The organism is Glaciecola sp. 1036 (assembly GCF_050306235.1).
GTDB lineage: Bacteria > Pseudomonadota > Gammaproteobacteria > Enterobacterales > Alteromonadaceae > Glaciecola.
Genome location: NZ_JBLWFH010000001.1, coordinates 139,349 through 164,661, shown reverse-complemented (window position 1 = coordinate 164,661; position 25,313 = coordinate 139,349). Strand labels below are relative to the sequence as shown.

The window sequence follows — 25,313 nt, the reverse complement described above, 5'->3', positions numbered from 1 at the left end:
ACAATTTACGATATTCTATGCATATGAAGAATAAATCATCTATCAGAGGAAACATTGGCAAACGTTAAACTTTCTTCTCTTTTTGACCTTGAGTCTTTAGAGCACAATCTGTATCGAGGTAATAGCTGGGATTTAGGCTTTAGGGCTTTGTATGGTGGTCAAGTATTGGGACAATCAGTAATGGCCGCTTATCAAACAGTGCCTGATGATAGAGTTATCCATTCCTTCCATTCGTATTTTTTGCTTCCCGGAGACGCTGGAAAATCAGTGGTTTATGATGTGGAAAATGTTCGTGATGGACGTAGCTTCTCAGCCAGACGGATTCGTGCAATTCAAAATGGTCGCACAATATTTTACATGACGGCTTCGTTTCAAAAGCCTGAAGAAAGTAAGTTAACTCACCAGTTTGCTCTAATGCCTGAAGTGCCACCGCCCGAAGAAGTGTCTCAAGATTTAATTGAGTACGAGAAGCAAAGTACTAAAATCTCAGAACGAGTGCGTAAGGCACTGGAATACCATAAGCCGGTAGACATACGCACTATTGGTGAAAATAATTGGTTTGACGCCCAAGAGAGTGATCCAGTTAGAAAAATCTGGCTAAAATCTAGAGATCCTTTGCCTGATTCGTTGGCAATTAATCAAGCAAGTCTAGCTTATGCGTCTGACTATCACTTTTTGAGCACATCATTGCTAGCACATGGTTTAGCAACCTATGATAAGCGTTTGCGCATGGCAACCATTGATCATGCAATGTGGTTCCATAAACCTTTTAAATTTGACGAATGGATGATGTATCAAATTGAAAGTTCTTTTAGCGGCAACGGCAGAGCCATAGTGCAAGGTAAAATTTTAGATCAAAATGGACAACTAGTAGCGACTGCGGTGCAAGAAGGTCTCGTGAGGATAGTAGAATAAGATGATGTATAAATTAGCTGATAAGAGCGTTGAAGCTCATAGTTCTGTATACATAGCGCCTGGTGCTCATGTGATTGGTAATGTGAAACTGCATAAAGGTGTCAGTGTTTGGTTTAATACGGTTATTCGTGGGGATAATGAATTAATCGATATTCAAGAAGACACTAATATTCAAGATTTAAGTGTGCTACACACAGACTACGGTTATCCAATGAGCATAGGTAAAGGTGTTACCGTGGGACATAAAGTAATGTTGCATGGCTGCACTATTGGCGACTACAGCTTAATTGGGATAAATTCTGTGGTACTTAACGGTGCTAAAATAGGGCGCTATTGCATTATTGGCGCTAATGCTCTGGTAACAGAAGGCGCTGAAATTCCAGACTATTCTGTGGTAATGGGTTCACCTGGAAAAGTCGTAAAAACATTAGATAAAGATAAAGCAAAAATGCTTGAAGAATCAGCGCAACATTACTGCGAAAATGCCGCACACTTTCTTGAGAATCTCGAATTACAATAATTCTAACGTCTAAAAAGAAAAAGGCCCGGAACAAATGTTCCAGGCTTAGGGGAATGGCTCATTACTGAGCCGTGCGCTAACTGAAAATTCCGAACATATGAATTAAAAAAGCAGTTGACCAAAATTTCACGAGATAATCATAACATCGTTCGTTAATGTCTCTTGGGAGAAGCATTAGACCGAATAGAATCCGGTCTTACATAATAGCTCATAATTCGCAGAAATTTAAAGTGATTTTTAAAAATAATTTTCCTATTCATATATTTACCACTTTACCCACCTGGGATTGATTTTGCAAATTACTTATTAATCAAAAACTTGAGTGAAAAGTTGTGCACAGTTTATACAAGTCCAACCACAGAATACTCACAAGTTATCCACAATTGGCATTCACAAAAAAAATGCCTGACATTTTCCTTATCACTTCATTTATATAGTACATTAGCAAGATGACAATTTAATTAATCGCTTTTTAAAAGGGCACTTGTTATGGCATCTTTTATTCCTCCTACTCGTACTTTAATGGGACCAGGTCCTTCAGATGTTTCTCCCAGAGTGTTGAGTGCATTGGGTCGACCTACTATTGGCCATTTAGATCCAGCCTTTGTTCAGCTTATGGACGAGGTCAAAGAATTACTACAATACGCACTGCAAACCAATAATAGACTGACAATGCCGATTTCTGCACCGGGTTCTGCTGGTATGGAATCGACCTTTGTGAATCTAGTTGAACCGGGTGATAAAGTCATTATCTGCCAAAACGGGGTGTTTGGTGGCAGAATGAAAGAAAATGCTGAGCGATTCGGCGCCGACGTTATTCATATTCAAGATGCTTGGGGTGCTCAAACAACACCAGAAAAGTTAGAACAAGCGTTAAAAGCAAACCCTGATACAAAAATTGTTGCCTTTGTACACGCAGAAACCTCCACTGGTGTGTTAAACGATGCTAAAACCCTTTGTGAAATTGCAAAACAGTATGAGTGTTTAACTATAGTTGATGCTGTAACAAGTTTAGGCGGCGTTCCTTTGCTAGTCGATGAATGGCAAATAGATGCTATTTATTCTGGTACTCAAAAGTGTTTATCCTGCGTGCCAGGACTTGCCCCTGTATCTTTTAGTCAGGCGGCGTTAGATAAAATTACCAATCGAAAAAGCAAGGTGACTAGTTGGTTCTTGGATCTAAACCTTATTTTAGGATATTGGGGTGCCGGCGCTAAACGTGCATATCATCACACTGCGCCAGTCAACAGTATTTATGCTTTGCATGAAAGTTTACTCATGTTGCAACAAGAGACCTTAGAAGTCGCTTGGCAACGACATATGCATTTTCATCAGCAACTTAAAACAGGACTTGAAGACATTGGTCTTAGCTTTGCCGTGGCTGAGGATGCGCGTTTACCACAATTAAACGCTATTAATATTCCAGATGGCGTGGATGATGCAGCCGTCAGACAACGTTTGCTTAATGAATTTAACTTGGAAATAGGCGCAGGCTTAGGTGAACTCGCCGGAAAAGTATGGCGAATCGGTTTAATGGGCAGTGGTTGTCACCAAAAAAATGTAGACTATTGCGTATCCAGTTTAAAAACCGTACTTAATCGGTAAAGCACTGTAATTTTATGTAATATTGCCGTAAACTCGAATCATCTGTCCGCCTAAAACAATTAGAAAAGAGGGCAAATGTTACATAAAATTTGGCTAGGATTTATTCTTAGCGCTTTTATAGCGACTTGTTACAGCGTCTTTGTAAATGGCGATCTCGGAAATTTCGAGGTCGTTATGCAAGCTGTTACAGACATGGCAAAAACCAGTGTTGAAATTGCACTTGGCCTTATTGGTCTGTTAGCGTTTTGGCTCGGAATATTTAAGGTCGCAGAAAACTCTGGCTTAATTGCTAAATTTTCTAAAGTGTTAGCGCCTTTCCTCACTCGCATAATGCCAGAGATCCCGAAAGATCATCCTGCAATTGGCAGCATAACCATGAATATGTCGGCCAATATTTTAGGCTTAGATAATGCGGCTACGCCTTTTGGCATAAAAGCCATGCAAGATATGCAGTCGTTAACCCCTACTAAAGACACTTTAACTAATGCGCAGATCCTGTTCTTAGTACTGAATACATCTTCAGTCACGTTATTTCCTATCGCGGTATTTTTATATCGAGCAGAGCAGGGGGCTGCATCCCCTACAGATGTATTTATTCCTATTTTACTTGCAACAAGTGCATCAACTCTTGTTGGTCTCATCTTTACTTGCGTAGTGCAAGGTATAAACATATTCAATCGAATAATACTGGCTTACTTAGTTATTATTTTTAGTTTGCTGGCGACGGTAATTTTATATTTTTCAAGTCTTGCAGCACAGGAGCTATCAGTGCAGTCCAGTCTGATTGCCAATTGCGCGCTCTTTAGTTTTGTCGTAATTGTGCTCGTGGCGGGGTACAGAAAAAAACAAAATACCTATGAATTATTTGTAGAAGGCGCAAAACAAGGATTTGACGTTGCAATTTCAATTATTCCTTATTTACTCGCTATGTTAGTAGCTATCGCCATGTTACGGGCAAGTGGCGTTATGGAAATGGCAACTGATGGTATTAGTTTTGTAGTTGCCCATCTAGGTATGGATACCCGTTTTGTCGACGCTTTACCTAATGCTTTAATGAAGCCGCTGAGTGGTAGTGGTGCCAGAGCGTTGATGATAGAAACCATGCAATTCCATGGCGCTGATTCATTCGCAGGCCGATTGGCGTCAGTTTTACAAGGCTCTACAGAAACCACTTTCTATGTGTTAGCAGTATATTTAGGTGCAGTAGGGGTTAAACATAGTCGATATGCCGTTGGATGCTGTTTAGTTGCCGATCTCGCCGGAATTACTGCCGCTATCTTAGTTTCTTACTGGTTCTTTGGTTAATGGTATTTGTGGGCATAAGTAGACGTGTAGATTATAAAATCATTGGATTTCTCACACATTGGAAGTAAAGGGAATGGTTCAAAATAAGTACACTCGGTTTGCAATAATCGCATTGATAACCTCAAGTGTTCTTGGAGTAATAACTCTAAGTGGTTTGTATCTATATATTTCTCAAATAGCAGATATGGAACTTGTGGGTTGGCTATTAGCTTTGCTAATACCTTTAGAAATTTAATCAATCTCTTAGTCGCTTATAAAATCCACAAAGGTAGTTTTAGGTTCATCAAATTCGCATTTTGGATTTATATTATTCAGATGTTTGGATTCGAAACTCCCAATTATGGGTTTTCTCTTACGTTAGGGTTCAGTTTTAATGTTACTTGGTCCATTTATGATGTGAGCATTATCATAAATTTGTTTGCGATCCTAATGACTATAATACTTTATAAGGCAATGCGAAGCTTCAACGAATCCTAACAAGTTACAATCGGACTCTCATCGTTCGATGGGGTGAATACAGACAGGGCAACCGGTTCTCGTCTATTGCTTGCGAAACTTAGCCCGCTTAATTGTGCGATTGATATACATAATAAAGCATTTGATGGGGATCAGATTTTAAATAAAACAAGGTACATTAGGCGTTACTTCAAAATTGAATTTTTCCATAACAAACTTCAAGTAGCTGATTATTCTAAAGCAAAGGATTAATGCCGAAGTCTCTTAAATGTTTGGACAATGCAATCAGCGGCAGGCCTATTAGCGCATTGTAGTCGTTACCTTCCATTGACTCGAATAAGTGAATGCCTAAATTTTCCACCATAAAACTCCCTGCACAATTTAGCGGTTTTTCCTTTTTAACATAACCTTTTATTTCTTGCTGTGAAAGTGACCTAAATTTAACGCGATATTTAACCACTTCTACTCGCATTTCTTCTGGCAAATTGGACGGCAGGATGCAAAGTCCGGTATAAAAATCAACAAATGCTCCGCTGCATAAGGTTAGTTGCTCAATGGCATTATCTATAGTACCTGGTTTGCTTAAAAATTTCTTTTTATCAGCAATATAGGCCACTTGATCTGAAGTGATAATTATATGATTAGGGTAGAGAGGTTGTAGTTTTAAGGCTTTATGGGTTGATAATCGAGTTGCCATTTCTCGCGGCGTCTCTCCCTCCAGTTTACTCTCATCAATATCGGGCGAATGTTGTTCAAATTCTACCCCCAATTGTTTTAGTAAGCTTGCTCTGTAAGATGATGATGATCCTAGAATTATTTTACGCGACATATTACCCAATACTTAGTTAAAATCTTTGACTCTTGCCTGTTAACACTATATTATGCGCGCGCTATGACAAATGTAAAACTACCAAAGGTACTAGATCCGTATAAAAGTGCACAGAAACGCTCCAGTTATAAGGGCGTGTATGTTGCTACAGATATGCCAAGGTTGAGTGACTCGGTAGCGTCAATTGTGTCAGATATCCTAGTGAATGTTGAGTTTGCAAAAGACGCGCAGGGTCTTACTTACTTCCAAGGAAATGCTGAAGTAACAGTTGAATTAATTTGTCAGCGTTGTAATGAAGGATTCTCTCAAGAAATTGAGGTTGAATTTTGCTTCAGCCCCGTGCAGGGGGATGAGCAGGCTGAATTACTTCCAGACGCCTATGAACCGATTGAGGTTAATGACCACGGAGAAATTGACCTACTCCAAATGTTGGAGGATGAACTGATTCTGGCTTTACCTATTGTAGCGCTTCATGCAGAAGAAGATTGCAAAGTGAAAAGTCAAGATATGCAGTTTGGTGAAATTCCATCGGAACAAGAGCGTGAAAACCCATTTGCGGTTCTAAAAGAGCTTAAGCGAGATTAGGAGTAACCTATGGCGGTACAACAAAATCGTAAGACTAGAGCAAAGCGTGGCATGCGCCGCTCTCACGACGCGTTAACAGCAGAAACTTTATCTGTTGATTCAACCTCTGGCGAAACACATCGCCGTCACCACGTGACAGCTGATGGTTTTTACAAAGGTAAAAAAGTTATTGCCAAATAAGGCATAAGCGTTGTCTAAAGTCACAATAGCGTTAGATATCATGGGGGGCGATCGCGGCCCCCATGTTTTTTCTTCTGCTGTCAGACGAATGCTGTCTGAAAATCCCCAGTTATCTTTTATAGTTTGCGCAACTCAAGAAGCCGCAGACAATTTATTCAATGAAATTCCTCAAGAATATCACGACAGACTGATGTCCAGAATTAGCGATCAAGTCGTTGATATGGAAATGAAACCTGCAACAGCTCTGCGCAAAATGACAAACTCAACTATGCGAGTAGCTCTGGATTTAGTTAATTCAGAACAAGCAGACGGTTGTGTAAGCTGCGGCAACACAGGTGCGTTAATGGCCATGGCGTATTATGTGTTAAAAACCTTACCCGGTATTTCTCGTCCAGCTTTGGTATCTTCACTCCCTACTATGCAACAAAAAAAGGTACTGTTGCTGGACCTTGGGGCCTCGATTAATTGTGATGCAGAAAACTTATTGCAATATGCAGTAATGGGTGCTGTATTAAAGCAATCCTGTGAAGATGTAGAGAATCCTAAGGTCGCTTTGCTTAATGTTGGTGAGGAAGATATCAAAGGAAACTCGGTAATAAAGCATGCCGACGTTTTGTTGAAAGGTTGCCAGAATCTTAACTACGTGGGGTATGTCGAAGGTGATGATATTTTCGCTGGCGATGTCGACGTTGTGGTGACTGACGGTTTTACCGGAAATATTGCGTTAAAAGCCAGTGAAGGTATTGCCAAATTAGTAGTGCATGAAATAAAACAGCTGACTAAACAAACCTTTATTGCGCGAATATTAGGCAAATTAATGTTGCCACTGTTAAAGAATTTATATCAACGAATGAACCCCGACCAGTATAATGGTGCTAGTCTGATAGGATTGCGCGGAATAGTGATAAAAAGTCACGGGAACGCGACCTCAGATGCTTGTTATTTTGCTATTAAACAAGCCTTTTCTGAAATCGAATTGTCGGTTCCCAGCAGGATAAAAACAAAAATAGAACAAGAACTATTGGAGCATTAATTAATGTTTTCACGCTTTATTGGTACGGGAAGTTATTACCCTTCAGAAGTTCGTACAAATGCTGATTTAGAGCTGATGGTGGACACCTCCGATGAATGGATTACAGACCGCACAGGTATAAAAGAAAGACGAATCATAGGCGCAGACGAAACTGCTGCAACCATGGGTGCCCAAGCCAGTAAAAAAGCTTTGGAAGCTGCGGGTTTAAAAGCGTCAGATATAGACATGATAGTTTGTGCCACTACTAGTGGGCGTTACGCGTTACCTTCGACAGCCTGTGAAATCCAGAATATATTGGGCGTTGACAATATTCCCGCATTTGATGTGGCTGCGGCTTGTGCTGGTTATTGTTATGCATTAAGTGTGGCTGATCAATACGTAAAAAGTGGCATTGCAAAACGTGTTTTAGTTATTGGAACTGACTGCTTATCACGACTAATCGACCCAGCAGATCGCAGTATGGTGATTTTGTTTGGTGATGGTGCTGGCGCTACAATTATCGAAGCGAGTGAAGAACCTGGCATCTTGTCGACCCATATTAATGCAGCAGGATCCTATAAAGATTTACTTTATGTGGGTAACCCAACTCGTGGAGATGAAGCTTCTGTGCATGAAAACTGGGGCGTCATGAAAGGCAATGAAGTATTTAAAGTCGCTGTCACGAAACTAAGTGAAATTGTTGAGCAAACGTTAACAGCTAATAATCTTGAAAAATCTGATATAGATTGGCTGGTTCCTCATCAAGCCAATTTTAGAATAATTAAAGCGGTTGCGAAAAAGTTGAACATGTCATTGGATCAAGTGGTCATTACACTAGAAAAATATGGCAATACCTCAGCCGCAACAGTACCTACTGCACTCGATGCTGCCATAAGAGATGGTAGAATTAAACGAGGTCAACACTTGTTACTTGAAGCTTTTGGCGGTGGGTTCGCTTGGGCATCTGCACTGGTAAAATATTAAAATAAAAAGGTTTAGATATGAGTAAGTTTGCGTGTGTTTTCCCTGGTCAAGGGTCACAATCATTAGGTATGTTATCCGGTTTGGCAGAAACACATCCTATTGTGCAAGAGACATTTGCATTAGCAAGTGAAGCTTTAGGCTATGATTTATGGGATCTTTGTCAATCTGGCCCAGAAGACAAATTGAATCAAACACAAATTACCCAGCCGGCATTGCTAACAGCAAGTATTGCCGCTTATGAAGTGTTTACATTAGAAAATGCCACGCCTGACTTTCTTGCTGGTCATAGTTTAGGTGAGTATACCGCGCTAGTCGCTGCAAAGGTATTAACACTGTCTGATGCCGTTAAACTGGTTGAACTGAGAGGGCAGTTTATGCAACAAGCTGTTCCTGCAGGTGTTGGGGCAATGTATGCCATTATCGGACTTGATGATGACGTTATCAAACAGACTTGTGCAGAAGTACAATCATCTACTGGCGAAGTAGTTGCAGCTGTAAACTTTAATTCTCCTGGTCAGGTGGTAATAGCAGGGAATAAGGCTGCGGTAGAAACTGCAGGCGCTCAGCTAAAAGAAAAAGGCGCCAAACGTGCTCTACCTTTAGCGGTAAGTGTTCCATCGCATTGTATGTTGATGAAGCCAGCAGCCGAACAATTAGCCGAGAAACTGGCGTCCATTGAATGGCACTCGCCGAGTATTCCCGTGATAAACAATGTGGATGTGGCGATTTGCGAAAGCCCAGAAAGCATACAAGATGCGCTAGTAAGACAACTCTATATGCCTGTTAGATGGACGGAGACAGTAGAGTCATTGTCAGCACAAGGGGTAACCAAGATTGTTGAAGTTGGACCTGGTAAGGTACTGACTGGTTTAAATAAACGCATCAATAAATCACTTGAATTATCTTCATTTAATTAAAAAAGAAATTTGGAAAAACAATGTTGGATCTTACTGGAAAAGTTGCTTTAGTCACAGGTGCTAGCCGTGGTATTGGAAAAGCAATTAGCGAACAATTAATCGCCTTAGGCGCTACAGTTATTGGCACTGCTACAACAGAAAATGGAGCAAATGCCATCGCTGAATATATTGGTGAACATGGCACAGGTTTAGCGTTAAATGTCACTGACGATGAATCAATTAAGTCGGTGTTAGCTGAAGTTACCGAAAAATTTGGTACTCCTGACATTCTGATTAACAATGCTGGTATTACCCGTGACAACTTGCTAATGCGCATGAAAGATGAAGAGTGGGATGACATTTTATCAACCAATCTCACGTCTATATTTAAACTTTCGAAAGCGGTTTTACGTGGCATGATGAAAAAGAAACATGGGCGTATTGTAAATGTGGGGTCAGTGGTAGGCTCAACAGGCAACCCTGGACAAGCAAACTATGCTGCAGCAAAAGCTGGCGTTATAGGGTTTAGTAAGTCGATGGCCCGTGAAATTGCATCCAGAGGCATAACAGTGAATGTGGTTGCGCCTGGGTTTATCGACACCGATATGACAAAAGCGCTTACTGATGAACAAAAAGAAGCTATATTTAAAGATATTCCAGCTAATCGTTTAGGTGATCCTAAAGAAATAGCGGCTGCAGTGGCGTTTTTATGTTCAGATTCTGCTGCCTATATCACCGGAGAAACTCTCCATGTGAACGGCGGTATGCACATGAGTTAATGGTTTGTTGCTAAAAATAGCAACAAATTGGTGTAATTTTGCGCTTTTTGTCTTATATTGTGGTTTGACCACCGGTTTAATTTAGCGTTAGACTTGCAAGGCTGGGATTAGCAAAATAAACTACACACGATAATTTTAAAAATAAGGTATGTTAAGGAAACCTGTAATTATGAGTAATATCGAAGAACGCGTAAAAAAGATCATCGTTGAACAATTAGGCGTAAAAGAAGACGAAGTTAAATCTGAAGCCTCGTTCGTTGATGATTTAGGTGCTGATTCTTTAGACACCGTCGAATTAGTAATGGCGTTGGAAGAAGAGTTCGATACTGAAATTCCTGATGAAGAAGCAGAGAAAATCACTACTGTTCAATCAGCTATTGACTACATCAACGCTAACCAAGACGCGTAATCAATCTATTAAAAAAAACGGCTCTATACGAGCCGTTTTTTAGTTTATCCTACTTCAATTAAATTTTCGTATTTCTGGAGGCTAAAGTGACGAAACGTCGCGTAGTGGTTACTGGCTTAGGACTTATATCCCCATTGGGCAATACTGTTGACTCGACTTGGCAAGGGATATTGCAAGGAAAAAGTGGCATAGATCTGATAACAAGATTTGACACTGAAGGCTACAACACCAAATTTGCAGGGCAAGTAGACGATTTTAATGTTGAACAATACATTCCTAAAAAAGAAACCAAAAAAATGGATAGATTTATCCAATTAGGAATTGCCGCGGGAATGCAGGCGCTAGAAGATTCAGGGTTAGAAATAACCGCACAAAATGCGGGACGAGTAGGCGTAACTATAGGATCTGGCATTGGTGGTTTGACTTTAATCGAAGAAAATCACACCAAATTACTAAATAGCGGTCCTAAGCGCGTATCTCCATTTTTTGTACCTTCCACTATTACAAACATGATTTCGGGCTTCTTGTCGATTATGACGGGACTTAAAGGTCCAAATTTAAACGTTGTTACTGCCTGTACCACAGGTGTACATAATATTGGTATTGCCGCACGTACAATCGCTTATGGTGATGCTGACGCTATGTTAGCTGGCGGAGCTGAATCAAGCATTACACCATTAGCCGTAGCTGGATTTGGTTCTGCTCGTGCATTATCTACTCGCAATGATTCACCACAACAAGCCAGCCGGCCATGGGATAAAGATCGCGATGGCTTTGTAATGGGAGAAGGCGCAGGCGTTGTAATGCTTGAAGAATACGAGGCCGCAAAAGCAAGGGGCGCTACTATATACGCTGAATTAGTTGGCTTTGGAATGAGCGGTGACGCATATCACATGACTTCACCTCCTGAAGACGGTGAAGGTGCAGCAGCTGCCATGTTAAACGCTATTAATGATGCTAAAGTAGATAAACAAGACATCGTATACATAAATGCACACGGTACTTCTACTCCTGCTGGTGATATTGCCGAAGTTGCGGCAGTTAAAAGCATATTTGAACAACATGCTAGTAAATTAAAAGTAAGCTCAACCAAATCTATGACAGGTCATTTATTGGGTGCAGCTGGCTCAGTAGAAGCAATATTTACTATCTTAGCATTGCGTGACCAAATTGCTCCACCCACCATTAATTTAGATAATCCAGGTGAAGGTTGTGACCTAGATTTTGTACCACATAAAGCGGCGAACATGTCAGGAGAATATGCGTTATGTAATTCTTTTGGCTTTGGCGGCACAAATGGTTCATTATTGTTTAAACGTCAACCTGATTAAATTTGGTTAAAACAAAATGTCTAAAGCTCAGGTCTTCATTCTACCTGACAATATAAGCAGCCAGGATCGCTCATTTTTTTACGGCGATGGCTGCTTCACCACCATACTTTCTAACAATCACAAACCTTTATTGTTACAAGCACACCTAAAAAGGCTTCAAGATGCTTGTCTACGTTTATTTATTCCAGTGAATAACTGGGATGAAATTAAGTCTAACATTGAGTCAGCCGCTTCCCAGGGGGGGGCTTCGGCGATAATTAAAGTAGTTATCTCCAGGGGGCAAGGTGGTAGGGGCTATCAAGTACCAGACATTACACAGCCACAAGTTTACATTTATAGTTATGCCACTTCAGTTAGAGAGGTTGAAGTTATACTAGGCTTTGCGCAAACACGTTTAGCCGAACAACCCTTATTGGCAGGAATAAAACACAACAATAGACTAGAACAGATTCTGGCTAAAAATGAGCTTGTGGGAACAAGTAAAGGGCTAGATGATTTATTGATGTTTAATTATTCATCCCATTTAATCGAAGCTACAGCCTCAAATGTTTTCTATCAAATTGATAATCAATGGTATACGCCAAAGTTAGATAAACAAGGTGTTGAAGGGGTTATGCGTAACTATGTGCTGGGTTGTTTGCAAGCAGCGGGGATTAGTGTGGCAGAATCTATTCACTATGAATCAGAATTAATCGCAGTCCAATCCATGTTTTTAACTAACGCGGTAAATATAGTACAGGTTGTGTCTCAAATAGTTGCTTCAAATAGCGTATACTCGTTGAATGTAGAACCTTGTCATAAAATTAGAAGTCTCATTCTAAAAACCTTGGTGGAATAAGTGACCAAACTAAAGCTAGTAGTCATTTCTTTGTTGGTTATTTGCCTAATAGCATTATTAGGCGGCATTTTTGTTTACCAAAAAGCTCACCAGCAACTTGAATTTGCCTTAGCTGAAAATATGCAATTAAAGGTAGATTCTGGCGACACTGTGACAACTATAGTGGCAAGTCTACCTGTCGCTAGTGAAGATGATTTCAATCTGCTTTTGTTTAAGATTTGGTTAAAACTGAATCCAGAAAAAGCGAGTGTGAAAAAAGGATATTACCAATTTGATCAAGGTTTAAGCATTTACCAATTACTCGATAAATTAAACAAAGGTGATACGGAAAAATTCTATATCACTTTGGTAGAAGGGCTGACACTTAAACAGTGGTATCAACAAATCAGTAATGTATCTTCATTAAAGAATGATTTACCTGCGCTTGAAAATTTATATCAATCATTAGAATTACAAGCTTTTTGCGAGAACCCTCATTTATCGTTAGAGGGTTGTTTGTTACCCGATACTTATCAATATTCTTATCAAGATTCAGCCACTAGTATAGTGCAAAGAGCACATCAAAGTATGGCTGTGTTTTTAGAAGATGCTTGGCAACAGAGATTTCCTGATATTCCTATCACTACGGTTTATGAGGGTTTGATTTTAGCTTCGATAATTGAAAAAGAAACAGCCGTAGCTAGTGAAAGAGGGGTAATAGCAGGTGTGTTCACTAATAGACTTGAATCTAACATGCGTTTACAGACGGATCCTACCGTTATTTACGGCATAGGAGATGCTTTTGACGGTAATATCACAAGAAAGCATTTGCGTACCACTACACCTTATAACACATACAGAATTAAAGGGTTACCTATTACGCCAATAGCAATGCCATCAAGAGCGTCAATTGTGGCCGCATTGAACCCTGAAATAACAGATTATATCTATTTTGTCTCCAAAGGTGATGGAACACATCAATTTTCAGAAACCTTAGCAGAACACGAGCAAGCTGTTAGACAATATCAATTAAACAAGGGGAATTAATGCAAGGGAAGTTTATTGTTGTTGAAGGCTTAGAAGGTGCAGGTAAATCCAGCGTTATTGCCACTATATCCAATTTTCTACAACAAAGGGGTTTAAATTGTATTCAGACCAGAGAGCCTGGGGGAACCCCTATGGCTGAAGCCATACGGGATTGCGTTAAACATAACTGGTCAGAAAAAGTGAATGAAAAAACCGAACTGTTACTCATGTACGCTGCGCGTTGCCAGCTAGTTGAAAATGTGATTAAACCTGCCTTAGAACAAGGGACTTGGGTAATTGGTGACCGTCATAATCTTTCCACATTGGCGTATCAAGGTGGAGGTCGACAAATCCCATTAGATTATTTACATCAATTGAAAAATTTAACGCTAGGCAATTTTAATCCAGACTTTACCTTATATTTGGATGTTTCTCCTGAAGTAGGGTTAACTAGAGCAAGAGGTAGAGGCGAATTAGATAGAATTGAACAATCTGGAATGGCGTTTTTTCAAAGAGCACGCCAAGAATACCAAAATCAGCTCAATACTATAGAAAATTCACAGCTGATAAATGCTGAACAAGAAATGCAAAAAGTACATTCTGATGTTGTAGCCACACTGGCAAGATGGATTGATTAAAATGCTATATCCATGGTTAATCAGTAAATTTAATGAGTTAGAAAAAAGAATTCATTCACACAAATTACATCATGCTATTTTACTGCATGGAGAAAGTGGTGTGGGCATAGATGAATTGGCGTTTGAGCTGGCCCATGCTTTATTATGTATTAATGATGGTCCAAGACCTTGTGGAAGCTGTAAAGGTTGCAATTTAATCGCTGCAGAATCTCATCCGGATTTTCATTTAATTGTCAGTGACAAAACACAAATCGGCGTCGATTTGGTGCGATCTGCCATAGAAAAAATCAACAATACTGCGCAGTTAAGCGGTAATAAAGTGGTCCTGGTTCCCAATATAGATCTGATGACCGAGGCCGCGGCCAATGCCTTTTTAAAAACCCTAGAAGAGCCAACTAACAATACGTTTTTAATTATGACTTCTCAGGCTGCTCATCTTCTTTTACCGACCATCAAAAGTCGCTGCGAAAAGCATGTTATTGCAATGCCTGATTATGCGCAAAGTGTAAATTATATTAGTTCCCAATCAGAAGCGGCGCCAAGCGAACTCGAATTGAAAGCCTATGGCAATTCGCCGTTAAAATATCTTAATGCTAAGGTGAATAAAGAGCCCAGTTTTCAAGGTTTTATGGAAGATTTAAATGCCATAAAGGATAACGCGCTTTCGACTGATGAATTGGCAAAAAAATATAAGGAATACCCTAGTCAGGTAGTAGATTGGTTGTTCGCATTACTGTTAGAAAAACAAATAGAATCTATTAAACAACCTCAGACTTCGCAAAACGCTCGTTCAATAGCCCAATGGATAGAAACAGAATTGAATGTAGCTAAACAAAAACTTAAACAAACAGGCACCAATAAACAATTGTTAATAAGTTATTTGATGGGGTCTTTTAAATCTAACTTATCCTTTGTATTGTAATAAATACATCCTCAAGTCAATCAATCCCCCAAGGAGTTTATGAGTGTTTGTTGATTCACACTGTCATTTAGATCGAATAAGCGATGAAGTAAAAGACATTGAAGCCATTATCGAGCGCGCAAGGTTAAACAAAGTCGAGCATATGTTATGCGTCGCGGTTTCTGTTCGTGAATTCGAAAAAATGCGAGAGGCAGTATCAAACTTTAATAATGTGTCTATGTCTTGTGGTGTGCATCCTTTGCATCAAGAGGACGCTTGTGACTATGACACCTTGTTATCCCATGCAAGCCGTGATGATGTAATTGCGGTTGGGGAAACTGGATTGGATTACCACTACAGCGAAGAAACAAAGTTAGTACAGCAGCAATCTTTTATTGATCACATCAAAGTAGCGAATCAAGTTAACAAACCATTGATCATTCACACTAGAGCAGCCCAAGACGATACGCTACAAATTTTGTCTGATCATTACGATACAAAAACAGGTGCAGTGTTGCATTGTTTTACCGAATCTCTTGATATGGCTCAAAAAGCGCTAAAGATGGGGCTATACATTAGCATTTCCGGCATTGTAACCTTTAATTCAGCGAAGGATTTGCAACAAACTGTAAAACAAATTCCCCTTGATAGGCTATTAATTGAAACTGATAGCCCTTGGTTAGCACCTGCGCCTCATCGCGGTAAGAAGAATGAGCCTCAATACGTTGTTCGGGTAGCTGAATTTATAGCGGACCTTCGTGGAATTAGTGTGGATGAAGTAGCTAATGCCACAAAAGAAAATTTCTATCGATTATTTTCAAGAGTGCCCAGAATATGACCGCAGAAACAGTAAGTATTCCAAGATGGAGACAAGCACTTGAGCGCAGCCTGCGTGTAAGTGAAAACATAAAAGAAGCCAACTATTTTCAACTGGCTACGGTAAGTGCAATTGGACTTCCGCAATTACGAACAGTGGTGTTTAGAGGCTTTGAAGAGCATAGCAATAACTTGTTTGTGGTAACCGACCTTCGCAGTTCAAAAGTATCCGAACTTACACATTCAGCAAATGCTCAAGTTGCATGGTATTTTACAAAAACTAGAGAACAATTTCGTATATCTGTTAGCGCTGAAATTTTGTCCGTTGAAAACTTGGATCAACTGGACCTAGTCAGGCAAATGTGGGAAAAACTATCGGATACTGCTAAAACGCCTTTTTATTCGCATACACCAGGCATTCCATTTGATGACAAAGCTTCTAATGAAAAGCTGACAAATCCTGATGTCGACTACAATGTTATTCCTGCTAACTTTGCAGTACTGAGACTTTGTCCAGTTTTTGTAGACTATCTAGATTTAAAAACCCAGCCTCATACTCGAATTTTTTATCGATTTGATGACGCTAATTGGACAAGTTCCAGAGTAATAGCTTAAGCGATTGCTCTGTTAAATTGCATTGCCAATTTAGCATGAATGAGTTGGGTGCCGCTTTGCTTTTGTAATTTACCTAAAAACTCTGCTTGCTGGTTGTCTAAATCACAGTCAAAAAAAATCTTATCACAAGTACCTTGCTTCAAAAGCGCACAAATCGTCGCATACTGGGAGAGGTTTCGACGTTTAACTTTTAATAAATAAGGATATTGCGTAGTAAGCTTTATAGATTCAGATAGGTTACACCACCAACCCTTTTTGCTTGAACTTACACTTTTAACAGCGTTATACAAAGGAACTGCATTCTCTGCTTGGAAACTATTGGTAGTATGTAAGTTATTTAAAAAAGTCATAGAGCACCTGGTTAGTTATACATGCTGTTTTAATATACAGTAATACTGTATAAATAAACATGCAAGTATTATTTCAATAATTTTTTAAATTTTTGTCGACGGTGTTCTGTTAGTAAGAGAATTAAAAATAGAAAACTGTAGATGATAGGTTCACTGATATCTGACTTTACAGACCATAAAAAATGCACGCAGCCAAGGATGCAGGCCACATAAATCCAGTTATGCAATTTTTGCCAGCGGGTTCCCATTTTTCTTTTTAAAAAAGTAAACGATGTGATCAAAAGTGCAGATAAAAGCAAAAGAGAGACGAAACCCACTGTAATATAAGGTCGTTCAATAATTTCGTTTGCGATCAATAACCATTCAAATTCCAATTCATAAGCTATGTAGATATAAAAATGAAAAAGTGCGTAAATAGCGGCATAAACGCCTAAGGTTTTACGTAAAATTACCAGTTGTCCAAATTTTAATGTGCGGGCAAGGGGGGACACAATTAAGGTTAGCAACAACAGATTAAGGGTGCCAATACCACTGAAGTTAGTTAAGAACTCCACTGGATCGCCATTTACCCTTCCAGTTAATGCACTGTAATAGGCGTAGATTAACCAAATGAGGCTTATTCCATGAATGCAATACCGAGTAAGGCTAATCCAAAAATTGGCAATTCTAATTGGTTTTAAACGCTTCGCTTTGATCATTAGTAATATTTTCGAAGATCCATATCTTTATACAACTCAGCTACCTCTGTGTATCCATTGAAAAGTTGAGTATCTATGCGTTTTTGATCATTTAGACCTGTGCCTAAAATTCGTCTTTCTCGAGCTTGACTCCATCTTGGATGAGCAACGTTTGGATTTACATTGGCATAGAATCCATATTCATTGGATGCCAATATATTCCATGTGGTTGGGGGTTGCTTATCCGTTAATTTTATTTTTACTATGGACTTAATGCTTTTAAATCCATATTTCCATGGGACAACTAAACGAATAGGTGCGCCATTTTGTGGCGGTAAAGTTTGACCGTATAATCCTACACTTAGCAAGGTTAAATCATGCATTGCTTCATCAATTCTTAAACCTTCAACATAAGGGTAATCAATGCCGCCGCCAAGAAATCGATTCCGCTGTCCGCGCATTTGGCTTGGCGAATGTAAGGTTTCAAATGCCACATATTTAGCACTGCTAAGTGGTTTAACTTTTTTCAGTAAGGCTGCTAATGGAAAACCTATCCAAGGAATTACCATGGACCAGGTTTCAACGCATCTCAGTCTGTATATGCGCTCTTCGAGTGGGAATAAATTAAAAATATCTTCGTAGTTTAAAGTAATAGGCTTTTCAACTAACCCATCAATTTTAATCTGCCAAGGATCAACTTGAAATGATTGGGAATGAGTGACAGGATCTGATTTATCAGTACCAAATTCATAAAAGTTATTGTAGGCAGTAGCAACTAATTCTTCAGTTAATTTGTCTTTGCTGGTTAAGGTGTTTTTTGAGGCTAATGGGCGACGCTTAAATACTTCTTTAGCTTCTTTTTTAAACCAATCAAACGGGCCAGCATGCGCGCTAGTCGCTAGAGCAGTCATAGCACCCATATAACCTAATTTTTTTAGCAAACTTCGTCGTTCTTGCCAAACGTTCTCTTGGGTCACCAAAGATTCATCAGTGACGTAATGCTCGGAAATCTCATGTGGTTTTTTGGTTTTTATTAGCATGGATGTTTACCCCTTTTTAATAATAGAACCGCCAATTGAGATTAAAATTTCAAATCATCTATCTGTTATTCTATGTGATTTTGGCAAAAATAAATTGGCGTAAACGCGATTAGCGTATTCATCTGTCATGCCTGAAATATAATCTGCAATCACTCGCATTTGCATATGGCTTCCATCGGCTAGTTGCCACCGTCTTGCAGTATTTTCTGGTAATAGACGGGTAGGTTCATTGGCAAACACTTCAAACATTTCCATAATCATTTGCTGGCCTTTGAATTCTAGAATCTGAATTTCAGGTTTTCGAATCACATGCTTAAATACGAAGTGTTTGAATATATTCAAAGCCAATGCATAGTTGTCAGGTAAATACGCGTTATGGTTCAAAAGAGGCTCATTAAACCTATTTAATGTTTTGAGTCTAATAGCGGTGATGAACAAGTTAACAAGGGCACCTATGGCACTTTTTAATGGATAAGTTTTGCCGCTGAATATTTTGTTTTCAATCTCTGCTGCATGTTGATTGAAAAGGGGAATATCCAGGGTTTTTAATTGATTGGTCACTTCGTTGTGGTATTTCATTTGGTCAATTAACGACATGACTACAGCATCTTCTAGGTCATGAATTGCATAAGCAATATCATCAGCAAGCTCCATGATTGAACAATCTACCGACTTAAATTGTGTTTTAGGGATATTGTTCGCGTTTTTTGCAGTTGACATAAATGTATTTTTATCGTCACTGCTTAGGGGCGATAATACCCAATCAAAAGCTAATTGATCGCATCTAAAGATGCCTTTGGGGGGAATCCATTGTTCAGTATTTACCTTGGCAAATCGTGCGGGTTTATCCGGATATTGTATATCCTGCATTAAGTTATCGAGGTATTGAGGATATTTTAATACGCCTAGCAGTGAGCGGCTGGCGAGATTCATGCCATCATCTTCTGAGTATGACTCCAGCGTAGTTAAAATTCTAAACGTTTGCCCATTGCCTTCAAAACCGCCATTTTCTGACATCATATAATGCAATGCGACCTCTCCGCCATGACCAAAAGGCGGATGTCCAATGTCGTGAGCTAAACAAATGGTTTCGATCAGGTATTCATCTAAATTTAGCTGATTTGATAATTCAGATTGTACGGTTCGCAAATGGGCAACTATGCCTGTTCCAATTTGCGCAGTTTCTAGGGAATGGGTCAAGCGAGTTCTATAGAAGTCGCTTATGCCAACACCCACAACCTGTGTTTTTGCTTGCAGTCTTCGAAACGAAGCTGCATGCATAATTCTGGCTTTATCTCGTTGGAATGGGGTACGAATATCGCCATCTTGTTGTTTACTTCTTACTAATTTCCTTGCTTGCCATGCATCCATGTATTAAACCTAGTGAGTTTCCGACAATTGATCGACGTTAGCAAAACACTTTTCAGCGAATAGCCGCATAAAAATTTCTATTTCCGGCATGTCATTTTTAAAATCTTCAATCATCTTTTGAAGTCTGGGTTTTACTTGACTAAATTCATTGTTCTGAAAGTTTAATTCGTCACAGGCTTTTAAATACGCAGAAATTAAATCGGCGGCTTTTACTATCTGCTTATATTCAGCGTCTACATTTTTTTGCACTAACAAACCGCTAAAAACGTCTTGCAACTCTGAGGGAAGGGTTTCCAGACATTCCTTTTCTGCCATTTCTTCAATTTTTTTAAATTCTCTGGTCAGATCTGGGTTGTGATATTTAGTGACGTGATTTATATCCTGCAACTTGGTCTCTGAAACCTCGTGATAAAGTGCAATAGTTGCCGCTCTTTCCGGATTTAAATCACCATTGCAATAGGTATTTCTTATCACCGCGAGTAAATGCGCTATAACAGCAACTTGGTGACTGTGTTCAGCTACATTCTCGCGTTTTACTGCGTGCATTAATGCCCAACGTTTGATCAAGGGCATACGTAAAATCCAAGCTAAAAACGGACTGGATTTCATTATTTTGAAGTTCCTCTATAGTGGTCAAAAAATGATTTAATTTGCTCTAAAGCCGGTATAAGTACATATTCGTGGGGTAAAAATACCAGTCTAAAATAGCAGCCTTCTCGTAAATTGAAGGCGCTACCATGCATCAGAAGAATTTTCTGGTCACGCAAAATCTCAAGGATTAATGCTTCATCGTTTTCTACTGAAAACTTATCAGTATCAACTTTGGCAAAACAATAGAGGGCACCTTTGGGTTTAACACAACTGATACCATCAATGGCATTTAAGCCTTCCCAAGCGACATCACGCTGTCTGCATAAGCGTCCTTCAGGTTTAACCAAGTCATTGATACTTTGATAGCCGCCAAGTGCGGTTTGAATGGCATGTTGACTCGGTACGTTAGCACAAAGGCGCATGCTGGATAAAAAGGTGAGACCTTCAATGTAGTCTTTGGCGATTTTTTTATTACCACTCACCAGCATCCATCCGGATCTAAATCCAGCAACGCGATAATTCTTTGATAGACCGCCCATGGTAACGCAGAATAGGTCTTGAGCGAGGGCGGCAATGCTATGATGTTGAACGCCATCGTAGAGTATCTTGTCGTAAATCTCGTCACTAAATATGATGAGATCGTTTTGTCTGGCTATTTCCGCAACATCAAGTAAGAGTTCTTTGCTGTAAACTGCACCTGTTGGATTGTTAGGGTTAATTAAAACAATGGCTTTAGTTTGGGGGGTGATTTTCTTTTTAATGTCATCAAGGTCTGGAAACCAGTCAGACGATTCGTCACAACGATAATGAACCGCTTGTCCGGATGACAAATTAACTGAAGCTGTCCAAAGCGGATAGTCTGGGCTTGGAATTAGCACCTGATCACCCTGATTTAACAAGGCCTGCATAGACATTGTTATAAGCTCACTGACACCATTGCCTAAAAATACATCGTCTATATTGATGTTGGTAATACCTCGTTGTTGGTAATACTGCATTACCGCTACTCGAGCACTGTAAATGCCTTGGGACTCACAATAGCCTTGGGCAGTAGGTAACTGATGAATCACATCTTTTAATATGTCATCTGGCGCTTCAAAACCAAAGGGGGCAGGGTTTCCTATATTGAGTTTTAAAATGCGCTCTCCGGCTTCTTCCATTTTGTTGGCCTGCTCTAAAATTGGCCCTCGGATATCGTAGTCAACATTGTGTAATTTTTTCGACTGTTTTATTTCGCGCATTGAGATTCTGAACTAAAAATGAAAATTGTGGGCTAAGAGTAATCTATAAGTGGCATCCTGTTAAGGGATAGATGACAGGTTTTGAAACACTTTTTTAAGATTTGATATATTTTTATTTGATATAGTCATTGTACTAAGTTATTTGCTTGGAGAGTTTTATGCCAGCCCCCTTGATTTGGCTTGGAGCCGCTGTTTTAGGTCTTTATGCCTCAGACAAGGCAAATATTGCCTATTTAAAACAAAAGAATATTGTAAAAGGAATGCCAGGAGACCAGTCGGATAAAGTTGAACCCGCCGATGGTTCAGTGGTTTGCTGCGGGGTTTACGGGGTATTAGATCACACCGGTATATGGGTCGACGGTAATATTTACGAACTCAATGGTAATGGCTTAGTCAGGTGCATTAGTCCTAGTCGCTTTTTGGATAACAGAACAGGCTCGACTATTTATGTTGCTTGCAACGATTATGGGGTAGCATTAGCAAATACGACGGCTTCAAATCGTGCGCAATCCCATTTATACAGTTTATTTGATTACCACCTTATTCGTCAAAACTGCCACCGATTTGTAGCGGAAATGATAGCCGGTATCTGCATTGATATAACAAGTTTTAGCGAATTGAATACATTTTTAAACAAACATTATGACGAAAGAATCTCTTGGTTACCTGCTGACTATCCGCTTAGGTAATAATTTCTGTCAAAAAATTTGTTGTTAAACTATGTGCAAATTTTGACCTCTTTTAATCTGTTTCCTAGTATTAGATAGAAGAATACGTGTTTTTTCTTTTTATGTGGTTTCTATGAGCAATTTTAAAAGGGGAATGCAATGTCAGAAAAAATTGAACACGCCAGCGAAAATGCGATTACTCAAAGTAATATAGCTCGCGTTATCCCGAGTAAAGAACTGGACACCTTAAGTTGTTTTAAGTGGATATCCTTAGCGATCAACGATTTTATAAATGCTAAGATGATTAGTTTAGCCTACGGTTTAATTTTCACCCTGTTACCACTGTCTATCTATTTTCTTGTAAAAAGTACAGCTTGGTATCTAGTTATCTTTCCTGCCATGGTGTGCTTTATGTTAATTGGCCCATATTTGGCTGCCGGTTTGTACGATGTATCTTGGCAATTTGAAAAAGGTAAAAAGCCAAGTTTTCGCCATTCGTTAAAAGCAATGTCACGTAATGCGGTTAACGAGTGGGGCTTTGGCTTAATATTAATGATTCTGATGATATTTTGGTTGAGAGTTGCGTCTATTATTCATGCGCTCTATCCAAGCTATCTAGATCCGAACCTCGCTAACCTATGGCCATTTCTCATTGTTGGAACATTAGTAGGTATAGCCTTCACTACAGTGGTATTTTTTATCAGCGCATTTACACAGCCGATTCTTCTTGAGAGAAAAGTGGATATCGCTACTGCGATATTAACCAGTATGAACGCGGTTTGGCAAAATAAGTTACCCATGTTTGTTTGGGCTTTAGTCATATCCTTTTCGGTTCTGTTGGGCTTTGTGACTTACTTTGTGGCGTTTTTAGTCATAATGCCAATTATTGGTTACGCTTCTTGGCATGGTTATATAGATACCATAGAAACCAAGAGAGAAAGAAAATTTGAATGAAAAAAGAGCGCTTATGCGCTCTTTTTCTCAAATACGTTGGATATCCACATAGTCTGGTACGGTTGTAGGTTTAAACAAACTTGATCAACTGAAACCGTTTCTTGGGTAATAAGGTCTATCCAATCATCTGTGCCAATAAGGTTAATGTCTGAAAGGTTAATCGCAATTTCTTCAGTAGTGATATTCGAAATACAGAAAATACTTTGTTTTCTATCCAACGACTGACGCCAATATCCAAAGACCTTTTCACCTAGTTGCAAAGTAAATTGAATTGCATTCGGATGGAAAGCTCGTTGAGCACGACGTAAATGCAATAATTGAGTGAGTTTAGTTAACACTCTGTGATGAATGGTATTCACATTATCAAGGGCACTTTTTAGTAGTGGATATTCCCATCTATGGCGATTAATACCTCGATTCTGGCCTGTATTAGAAACACGCTCGTAATCATTGGTGGTGCCAAGTAAACTATGGATGTATAGACCCGGAATACCTTCTAAACCGAACATTATAGCGTGAGCACAAATAAATCGCTCCAATTGCCATTCATCTTCACCATGAATCGTACCTTTCAGGGCATCAATGAGTGCTATGTTCATTTCATAAGGTTTTTGCGTGCCATCAGGCAAGGTACGCCACGAAATTTTTCCGCCAAAATCTAAAACGCAGTCAGTGAGTTGTCGAATTTCACTTTCATCTAATAAGCCTTCTGCGGGGCGCAGTCCTATTCCATCATGAGACGCAATAAAGTTGAAATAGAAGGTACCGTTTTGAGCCGGCGGCATACTCATCATCCAATTTTTAAGATAGGTACAGTTGCCGGTTAAAAGTGTGTTTACCAATAAAGGCGGTAAAGAGAAGTTGTATATACCATGGGCTTCGTTGGCATTACCGAAATAGGTCAGATTTTCTCTGTTGGGGATGTTCGTTTCAGTAATGATCAATACTTTATTATCAGCATATTCGATGAGTGTGCGTAATAAACGTACTGCTTCATGTGTCTCTGGTAAGTTAATACAACTGGTATTCAGTTTTTTCCAAAGAAAGGCGATAGCATCGAATCTAAATATCTTGGTACCCTTGTCCATATAGAGGCGAATAATTTTCGCGAAAGCCACTAACACGTCTGGATTTGAAAAGTCGAAATCGACCTGGTCATGACTGAAGGTACACCACACGTGTTTTACATCGTCAGGAGTTTTAGTTTCTCTTAATAAAGGAGAGGTTCTAGGTCGAGTCACCATGGATAAATCTTCATCAGGAGACGCGGTATAAAAGTACTTGTTACCTGGCGGTTGATCATTAATAAACTGCTGAAACCAAGCGCTTCTTGACGAACAATGATTGATAACAAGGTCAGCCATTAAACCAAAGTCAGAAGATATACTCTCAATATGTGACCAATCTCCTAAACCTTGATTCACCGTTGAATAATCAATTACCGAAAATCCATCATCTGAACTGTAGGGAAAAAAGGGCAACACATGAACATGACTGATAGCGTTAATACAATATTTATGTAAAAACGATGAAAGCGTTTTCAGAGGTGGCCGTAAAGGAGCCTCTACCAATTCTGGAGCGGGTTCATATACGCTGTCACCGTATGTGATTAACACCACATCTTTTTCATCCCACAAGTTACTATGTGGGGTAGGGGTTTGCATGTTAACCGGGGTCAAACGCATGGCATCTAACAGTTCTTTAGCCACTGTCAGGTAGTCTTTTTCGAGCTCTACTTCAGCGTAGATAAACTCTAAATGTCGAACGATTTTATCAACAAGGTTGTCAAATTCTTCTTGCAT

At 39.5% G+C, this 25,313-nt stretch carries 28 protein-coding genes; 20 read left to right on the top strand and 8 right to left on the bottom strand.

Annotation, left to right across the window (positions count from 1 at the left end; translation table 11 throughout):
- Positions 1-54: 54 nt before the first annotated feature.
- The 4 genes from ACNKW3_RS00805 to ACNKW3_RS00790 all read left to right on the top strand — a co-directional run bounded on the left by ACNKW3_RS00805 (position 55) and on the right by ACNKW3_RS00790 (position 4,345).
- On the top strand, positions 55-915 hold the full coding sequence (locus tag ACNKW3_RS00805) for an acyl-CoA thioesterase (RefSeq protein WP_427397382.1): 861 nt from the start codon (positions 55-57) through the stop codon (positions 913-915).
- A gap of 1 nt (position 916) precedes the next feature.
- Complete coding sequence (locus ACNKW3_RS00800; RefSeq protein WP_427397381.1) at positions 917-1,435, top strand: gamma carbonic anhydrase family protein; 519 nt, start codon at positions 917-919, stop codon at positions 1,433-1,435.
- A 489-nt stretch (positions 1,436-1,924) separates the two neighbouring features.
- Positions 1,925-3,040: a pyridoxal-phosphate-dependent aminotransferase family protein gene (locus tag ACNKW3_RS00795; RefSeq protein ID WP_427397380.1), complete on the top strand. Its 1,116-nt coding sequence runs from the start codon at positions 1,925-1,927 to the stop codon at positions 3,038-3,040.
- A 75-nt stretch (positions 3,041-3,115) separates the two neighbouring features.
- Positions 3,116-4,345, top strand: coding sequence for a nucleoside recognition domain-containing protein (locus ACNKW3_RS00790; protein WP_427397379.1), 1,230 nt, complete (start codon positions 3,116-3,118; stop codon positions 4,343-4,345).
- A 691-nt stretch (positions 4,346-5,036) separates the two neighbouring features.
- On the opposite strand, the gene ACNKW3_RS00785 is transcribed toward ACNKW3_RS00790, so the two are convergent.
- Positions 5,037-5,630, bottom strand: a complete 594-nt coding sequence (locus tag ACNKW3_RS00785; RefSeq protein ID WP_427397378.1) for a Maf family protein — start codon at positions 5,628-5,630, stop codon at positions 5,037-5,039.
- 63 nt (positions 5,631-5,693) lie between these two features.
- On the opposite strand from ACNKW3_RS00785, the gene yceD reads away from it, so the two are divergent.
- The 14 genes from yceD to ACNKW3_RS00715 all read left to right on the top strand — a co-directional run bounded on the left by yceD (position 5,694) and on the right by ACNKW3_RS00715 (position 16,619).
- Positions 5,694-6,215 carry a 23S rRNA accumulation protein YceD gene (yceD, locus tag ACNKW3_RS00780; RefSeq protein WP_427397377.1) on the top strand — a complete coding sequence of 174 codons (522 nt, stop codon included), beginning with the start codon at positions 5,694-5,696 and terminating at the stop codon, positions 6,213-6,215.
- A 9-nt stretch (positions 6,216-6,224) separates the two neighbouring features.
- The gene (gene rpmF / locus ACNKW3_RS00775; RefSeq protein WP_427397376.1) at positions 6,225-6,395 is read left to right on the top strand and encodes a 50S ribosomal protein L32; all 171 of its coding nucleotides are present in this window, start codon (positions 6,225-6,227) and stop codon (positions 6,393-6,395) included.
- Between the two features lie 10 nt (positions 6,396-6,405).
- Entirely contained in the window at positions 6,406-7,428 is a 1,023-nt protein-coding gene (gene plsX, locus ACNKW3_RS00770; protein WP_427397375.1) for a phosphate acyltransferase PlsX, read from the top strand.
- Between the two features lie 3 nt (positions 7,429-7,431).
- Positions 7,432-8,391: a beta-ketoacyl-ACP synthase III gene (locus tag ACNKW3_RS00765; RefSeq protein WP_427397374.1), complete on the top strand. Its 960-nt coding sequence runs from the start codon at positions 7,432-7,434 to the stop codon at positions 8,389-8,391.
- A 17-nt stretch (positions 8,392-8,408) separates the two neighbouring features.
- Entirely contained in the window at positions 8,409-9,308 is a 900-nt protein-coding gene (gene fabD / locus ACNKW3_RS00760; protein WP_427397373.1) for an ACP S-malonyltransferase, read from the top strand.
- Positions 9,309-9,328: 20 nt separating this feature from the next.
- A complete protein-coding gene (gene fabG, locus ACNKW3_RS00755) occupies positions 9,329-10,066 on the top strand; it encodes a 3-oxoacyl-ACP reductase FabG (protein WP_427397372.1) in 738 nt (245 codons plus the stop codon).
- Between the two features lie 169 nt (positions 10,067-10,235).
- On the top strand, positions 10,236-10,475 hold the full coding sequence (gene acpP, locus ACNKW3_RS00750; RefSeq protein ID WP_427397371.1) for an acyl carrier protein: 240 nt from the start codon (positions 10,236-10,238) through the stop codon (positions 10,473-10,475).
- Between the two features lie 86 nt (positions 10,476-10,561).
- Positions 10,562-11,806 (top strand): beta-ketoacyl-ACP synthase II, encoded by a 1,245-nt coding sequence (gene fabF, locus ACNKW3_RS00745; protein WP_427397370.1) that lies wholly within the window; start codon positions 10,562-10,564, stop codon positions 11,804-11,806.
- A 16-nt stretch (positions 11,807-11,822) separates the two neighbouring features.
- Positions 11,823-12,644, top strand: coding sequence for an aminodeoxychorismate lyase (gene pabC, locus ACNKW3_RS00740; RefSeq protein WP_427397369.1), 822 nt, complete (start codon positions 11,823-11,825; stop codon positions 12,642-12,644).
- Positions 12,645-13,670 (top strand): endolytic transglycosylase MltG, encoded by a 1,026-nt coding sequence (mltG, locus tag ACNKW3_RS00735; protein ID WP_427397368.1) that lies wholly within the window; start codon positions 12,645-12,647, stop codon positions 13,668-13,670.
- Positions 13,670-14,287, top strand: a complete 618-nt coding sequence (gene tmk, locus ACNKW3_RS00730; protein WP_427397367.1) for a dTMP kinase — start codon at positions 13,670-13,672, stop codon at positions 14,285-14,287. The genes mltG and tmk overlap by 1 nt, the downstream gene beginning before the upstream one ends.
- 1 nt (position 14,288) lies before the next feature.
- Positions 14,289-15,209, top strand: coding sequence for an AAA family ATPase (locus tag ACNKW3_RS00725; protein ID WP_427397366.1), 921 nt, complete (start codon positions 14,289-14,291; stop codon positions 15,207-15,209).
- A 43-nt stretch (positions 15,210-15,252) separates the two neighbouring features.
- Positions 15,253-16,026 carry a TatD family hydrolase gene (locus ACNKW3_RS00720; RefSeq protein ID WP_427397365.1) on the top strand — a complete coding sequence of 258 codons (774 nt, stop codon included), beginning with the start codon at positions 15,253-15,255 and terminating at the stop codon, positions 16,024-16,026.
- The gene (locus ACNKW3_RS00715) at positions 16,023-16,619 is read left to right on the top strand and encodes a pyridoxamine 5'-phosphate oxidase family protein (RefSeq protein WP_427397364.1); all 597 of its coding nucleotides are present in this window, start codon (positions 16,023-16,025) and stop codon (positions 16,617-16,619) included. The genes ACNKW3_RS00720 and ACNKW3_RS00715 overlap by 4 nt, the downstream gene beginning before the upstream one ends.
- Here ACNKW3_RS00715 and ACNKW3_RS00710 read toward each other — a convergent pair.
- From ACNKW3_RS00710 to ACNKW3_RS00685, 6 genes are all read right to left on the bottom strand, one after another.
- A complete protein-coding gene (locus ACNKW3_RS00710) occupies positions 16,616-16,969 on the bottom strand; it encodes a hypothetical protein (RefSeq protein WP_427397363.1) in 354 nt (117 codons plus the stop codon). The two genes, ACNKW3_RS00715 and ACNKW3_RS00710, sit on opposite strands and share 4 nt — an antisense overlap.
- Positions 16,970-17,037: 68 nt before the next feature.
- The gene (locus tag ACNKW3_RS00705; protein ID WP_427397362.1) at positions 17,038-17,667 is read right to left on the bottom strand and encodes a protein-methionine-sulfoxide reductase heme-binding subunit MsrQ; all 630 of its coding nucleotides are present in this window, start codon (positions 17,665-17,667) and stop codon (positions 17,038-17,040) included.
- Positions 17,667-18,686: a protein-methionine-sulfoxide reductase catalytic subunit MsrP gene (gene msrP, locus ACNKW3_RS00700; protein WP_427397361.1), complete on the bottom strand. Its 1,020-nt coding sequence runs from the start codon at positions 18,684-18,686 to the stop codon at positions 17,667-17,669. The genes ACNKW3_RS00705 and msrP overlap by 1 nt, the downstream gene beginning before the upstream one ends.
- A gap of 54 nt (positions 18,687-18,740) precedes the next feature.
- Positions 18,741-20,057 carry an anti-phage deoxyguanosine triphosphatase gene (locus ACNKW3_RS00695; RefSeq protein ID WP_427397360.1) on the bottom strand — a complete coding sequence of 439 codons (1,317 nt, stop codon included), beginning with the start codon at positions 20,055-20,057 and terminating at the stop codon, positions 18,741-18,743.
- 9 nt (positions 20,058-20,066) lie between these two features.
- Complete coding sequence (gene yfbR, locus ACNKW3_RS00690; protein ID WP_427397359.1) at positions 20,067-20,666, bottom strand: 5'-deoxynucleotidase; 600 nt, start codon at positions 20,664-20,666, stop codon at positions 20,067-20,069.
- Positions 20,666-21,889, bottom strand: a complete 1,224-nt coding sequence (locus ACNKW3_RS00685; RefSeq protein ID WP_427397358.1) for a pyridoxal phosphate-dependent aminotransferase — start codon at positions 21,887-21,889, stop codon at positions 20,666-20,668. Before ACNKW3_RS00685 ends, yfbR begins: the two co-directional genes overlap by 1 nt.
- Positions 21,890-22,047: 158 nt before the next feature.
- Here ACNKW3_RS00685 and ACNKW3_RS00680 point away from each other — a divergent pair, with 158 nt between their 5' ends.
- The gene (locus ACNKW3_RS00680; RefSeq protein ID WP_427397357.1) at positions 22,048-22,578 is read left to right on the top strand and encodes a hypothetical protein; all 531 of its coding nucleotides are present in this window, start codon (positions 22,048-22,050) and stop codon (positions 22,576-22,578) included.
- Between the two features lie 138 nt (positions 22,579-22,716).
- Positions 22,717-23,511, top strand: a complete 795-nt coding sequence (locus ACNKW3_RS00675) for a DUF2189 domain-containing protein (RefSeq protein ID WP_427397356.1) — start codon at positions 22,717-22,719, stop codon at positions 23,509-23,511.
- An 11-nt stretch (positions 23,512-23,522) separates the two neighbouring features.
- Here the strand turns inward: ACNKW3_RS00675 and ACNKW3_RS00670 are convergent, their stop codons facing one another.
- The gene (locus tag ACNKW3_RS00670; RefSeq protein ID WP_427397355.1) at positions 23,523-25,313 is read right to left on the bottom strand and encodes a sugar phosphorylase; all 1,791 of its coding nucleotides are present in this window, start codon (positions 25,311-25,313) and stop codon (positions 23,523-23,525) included.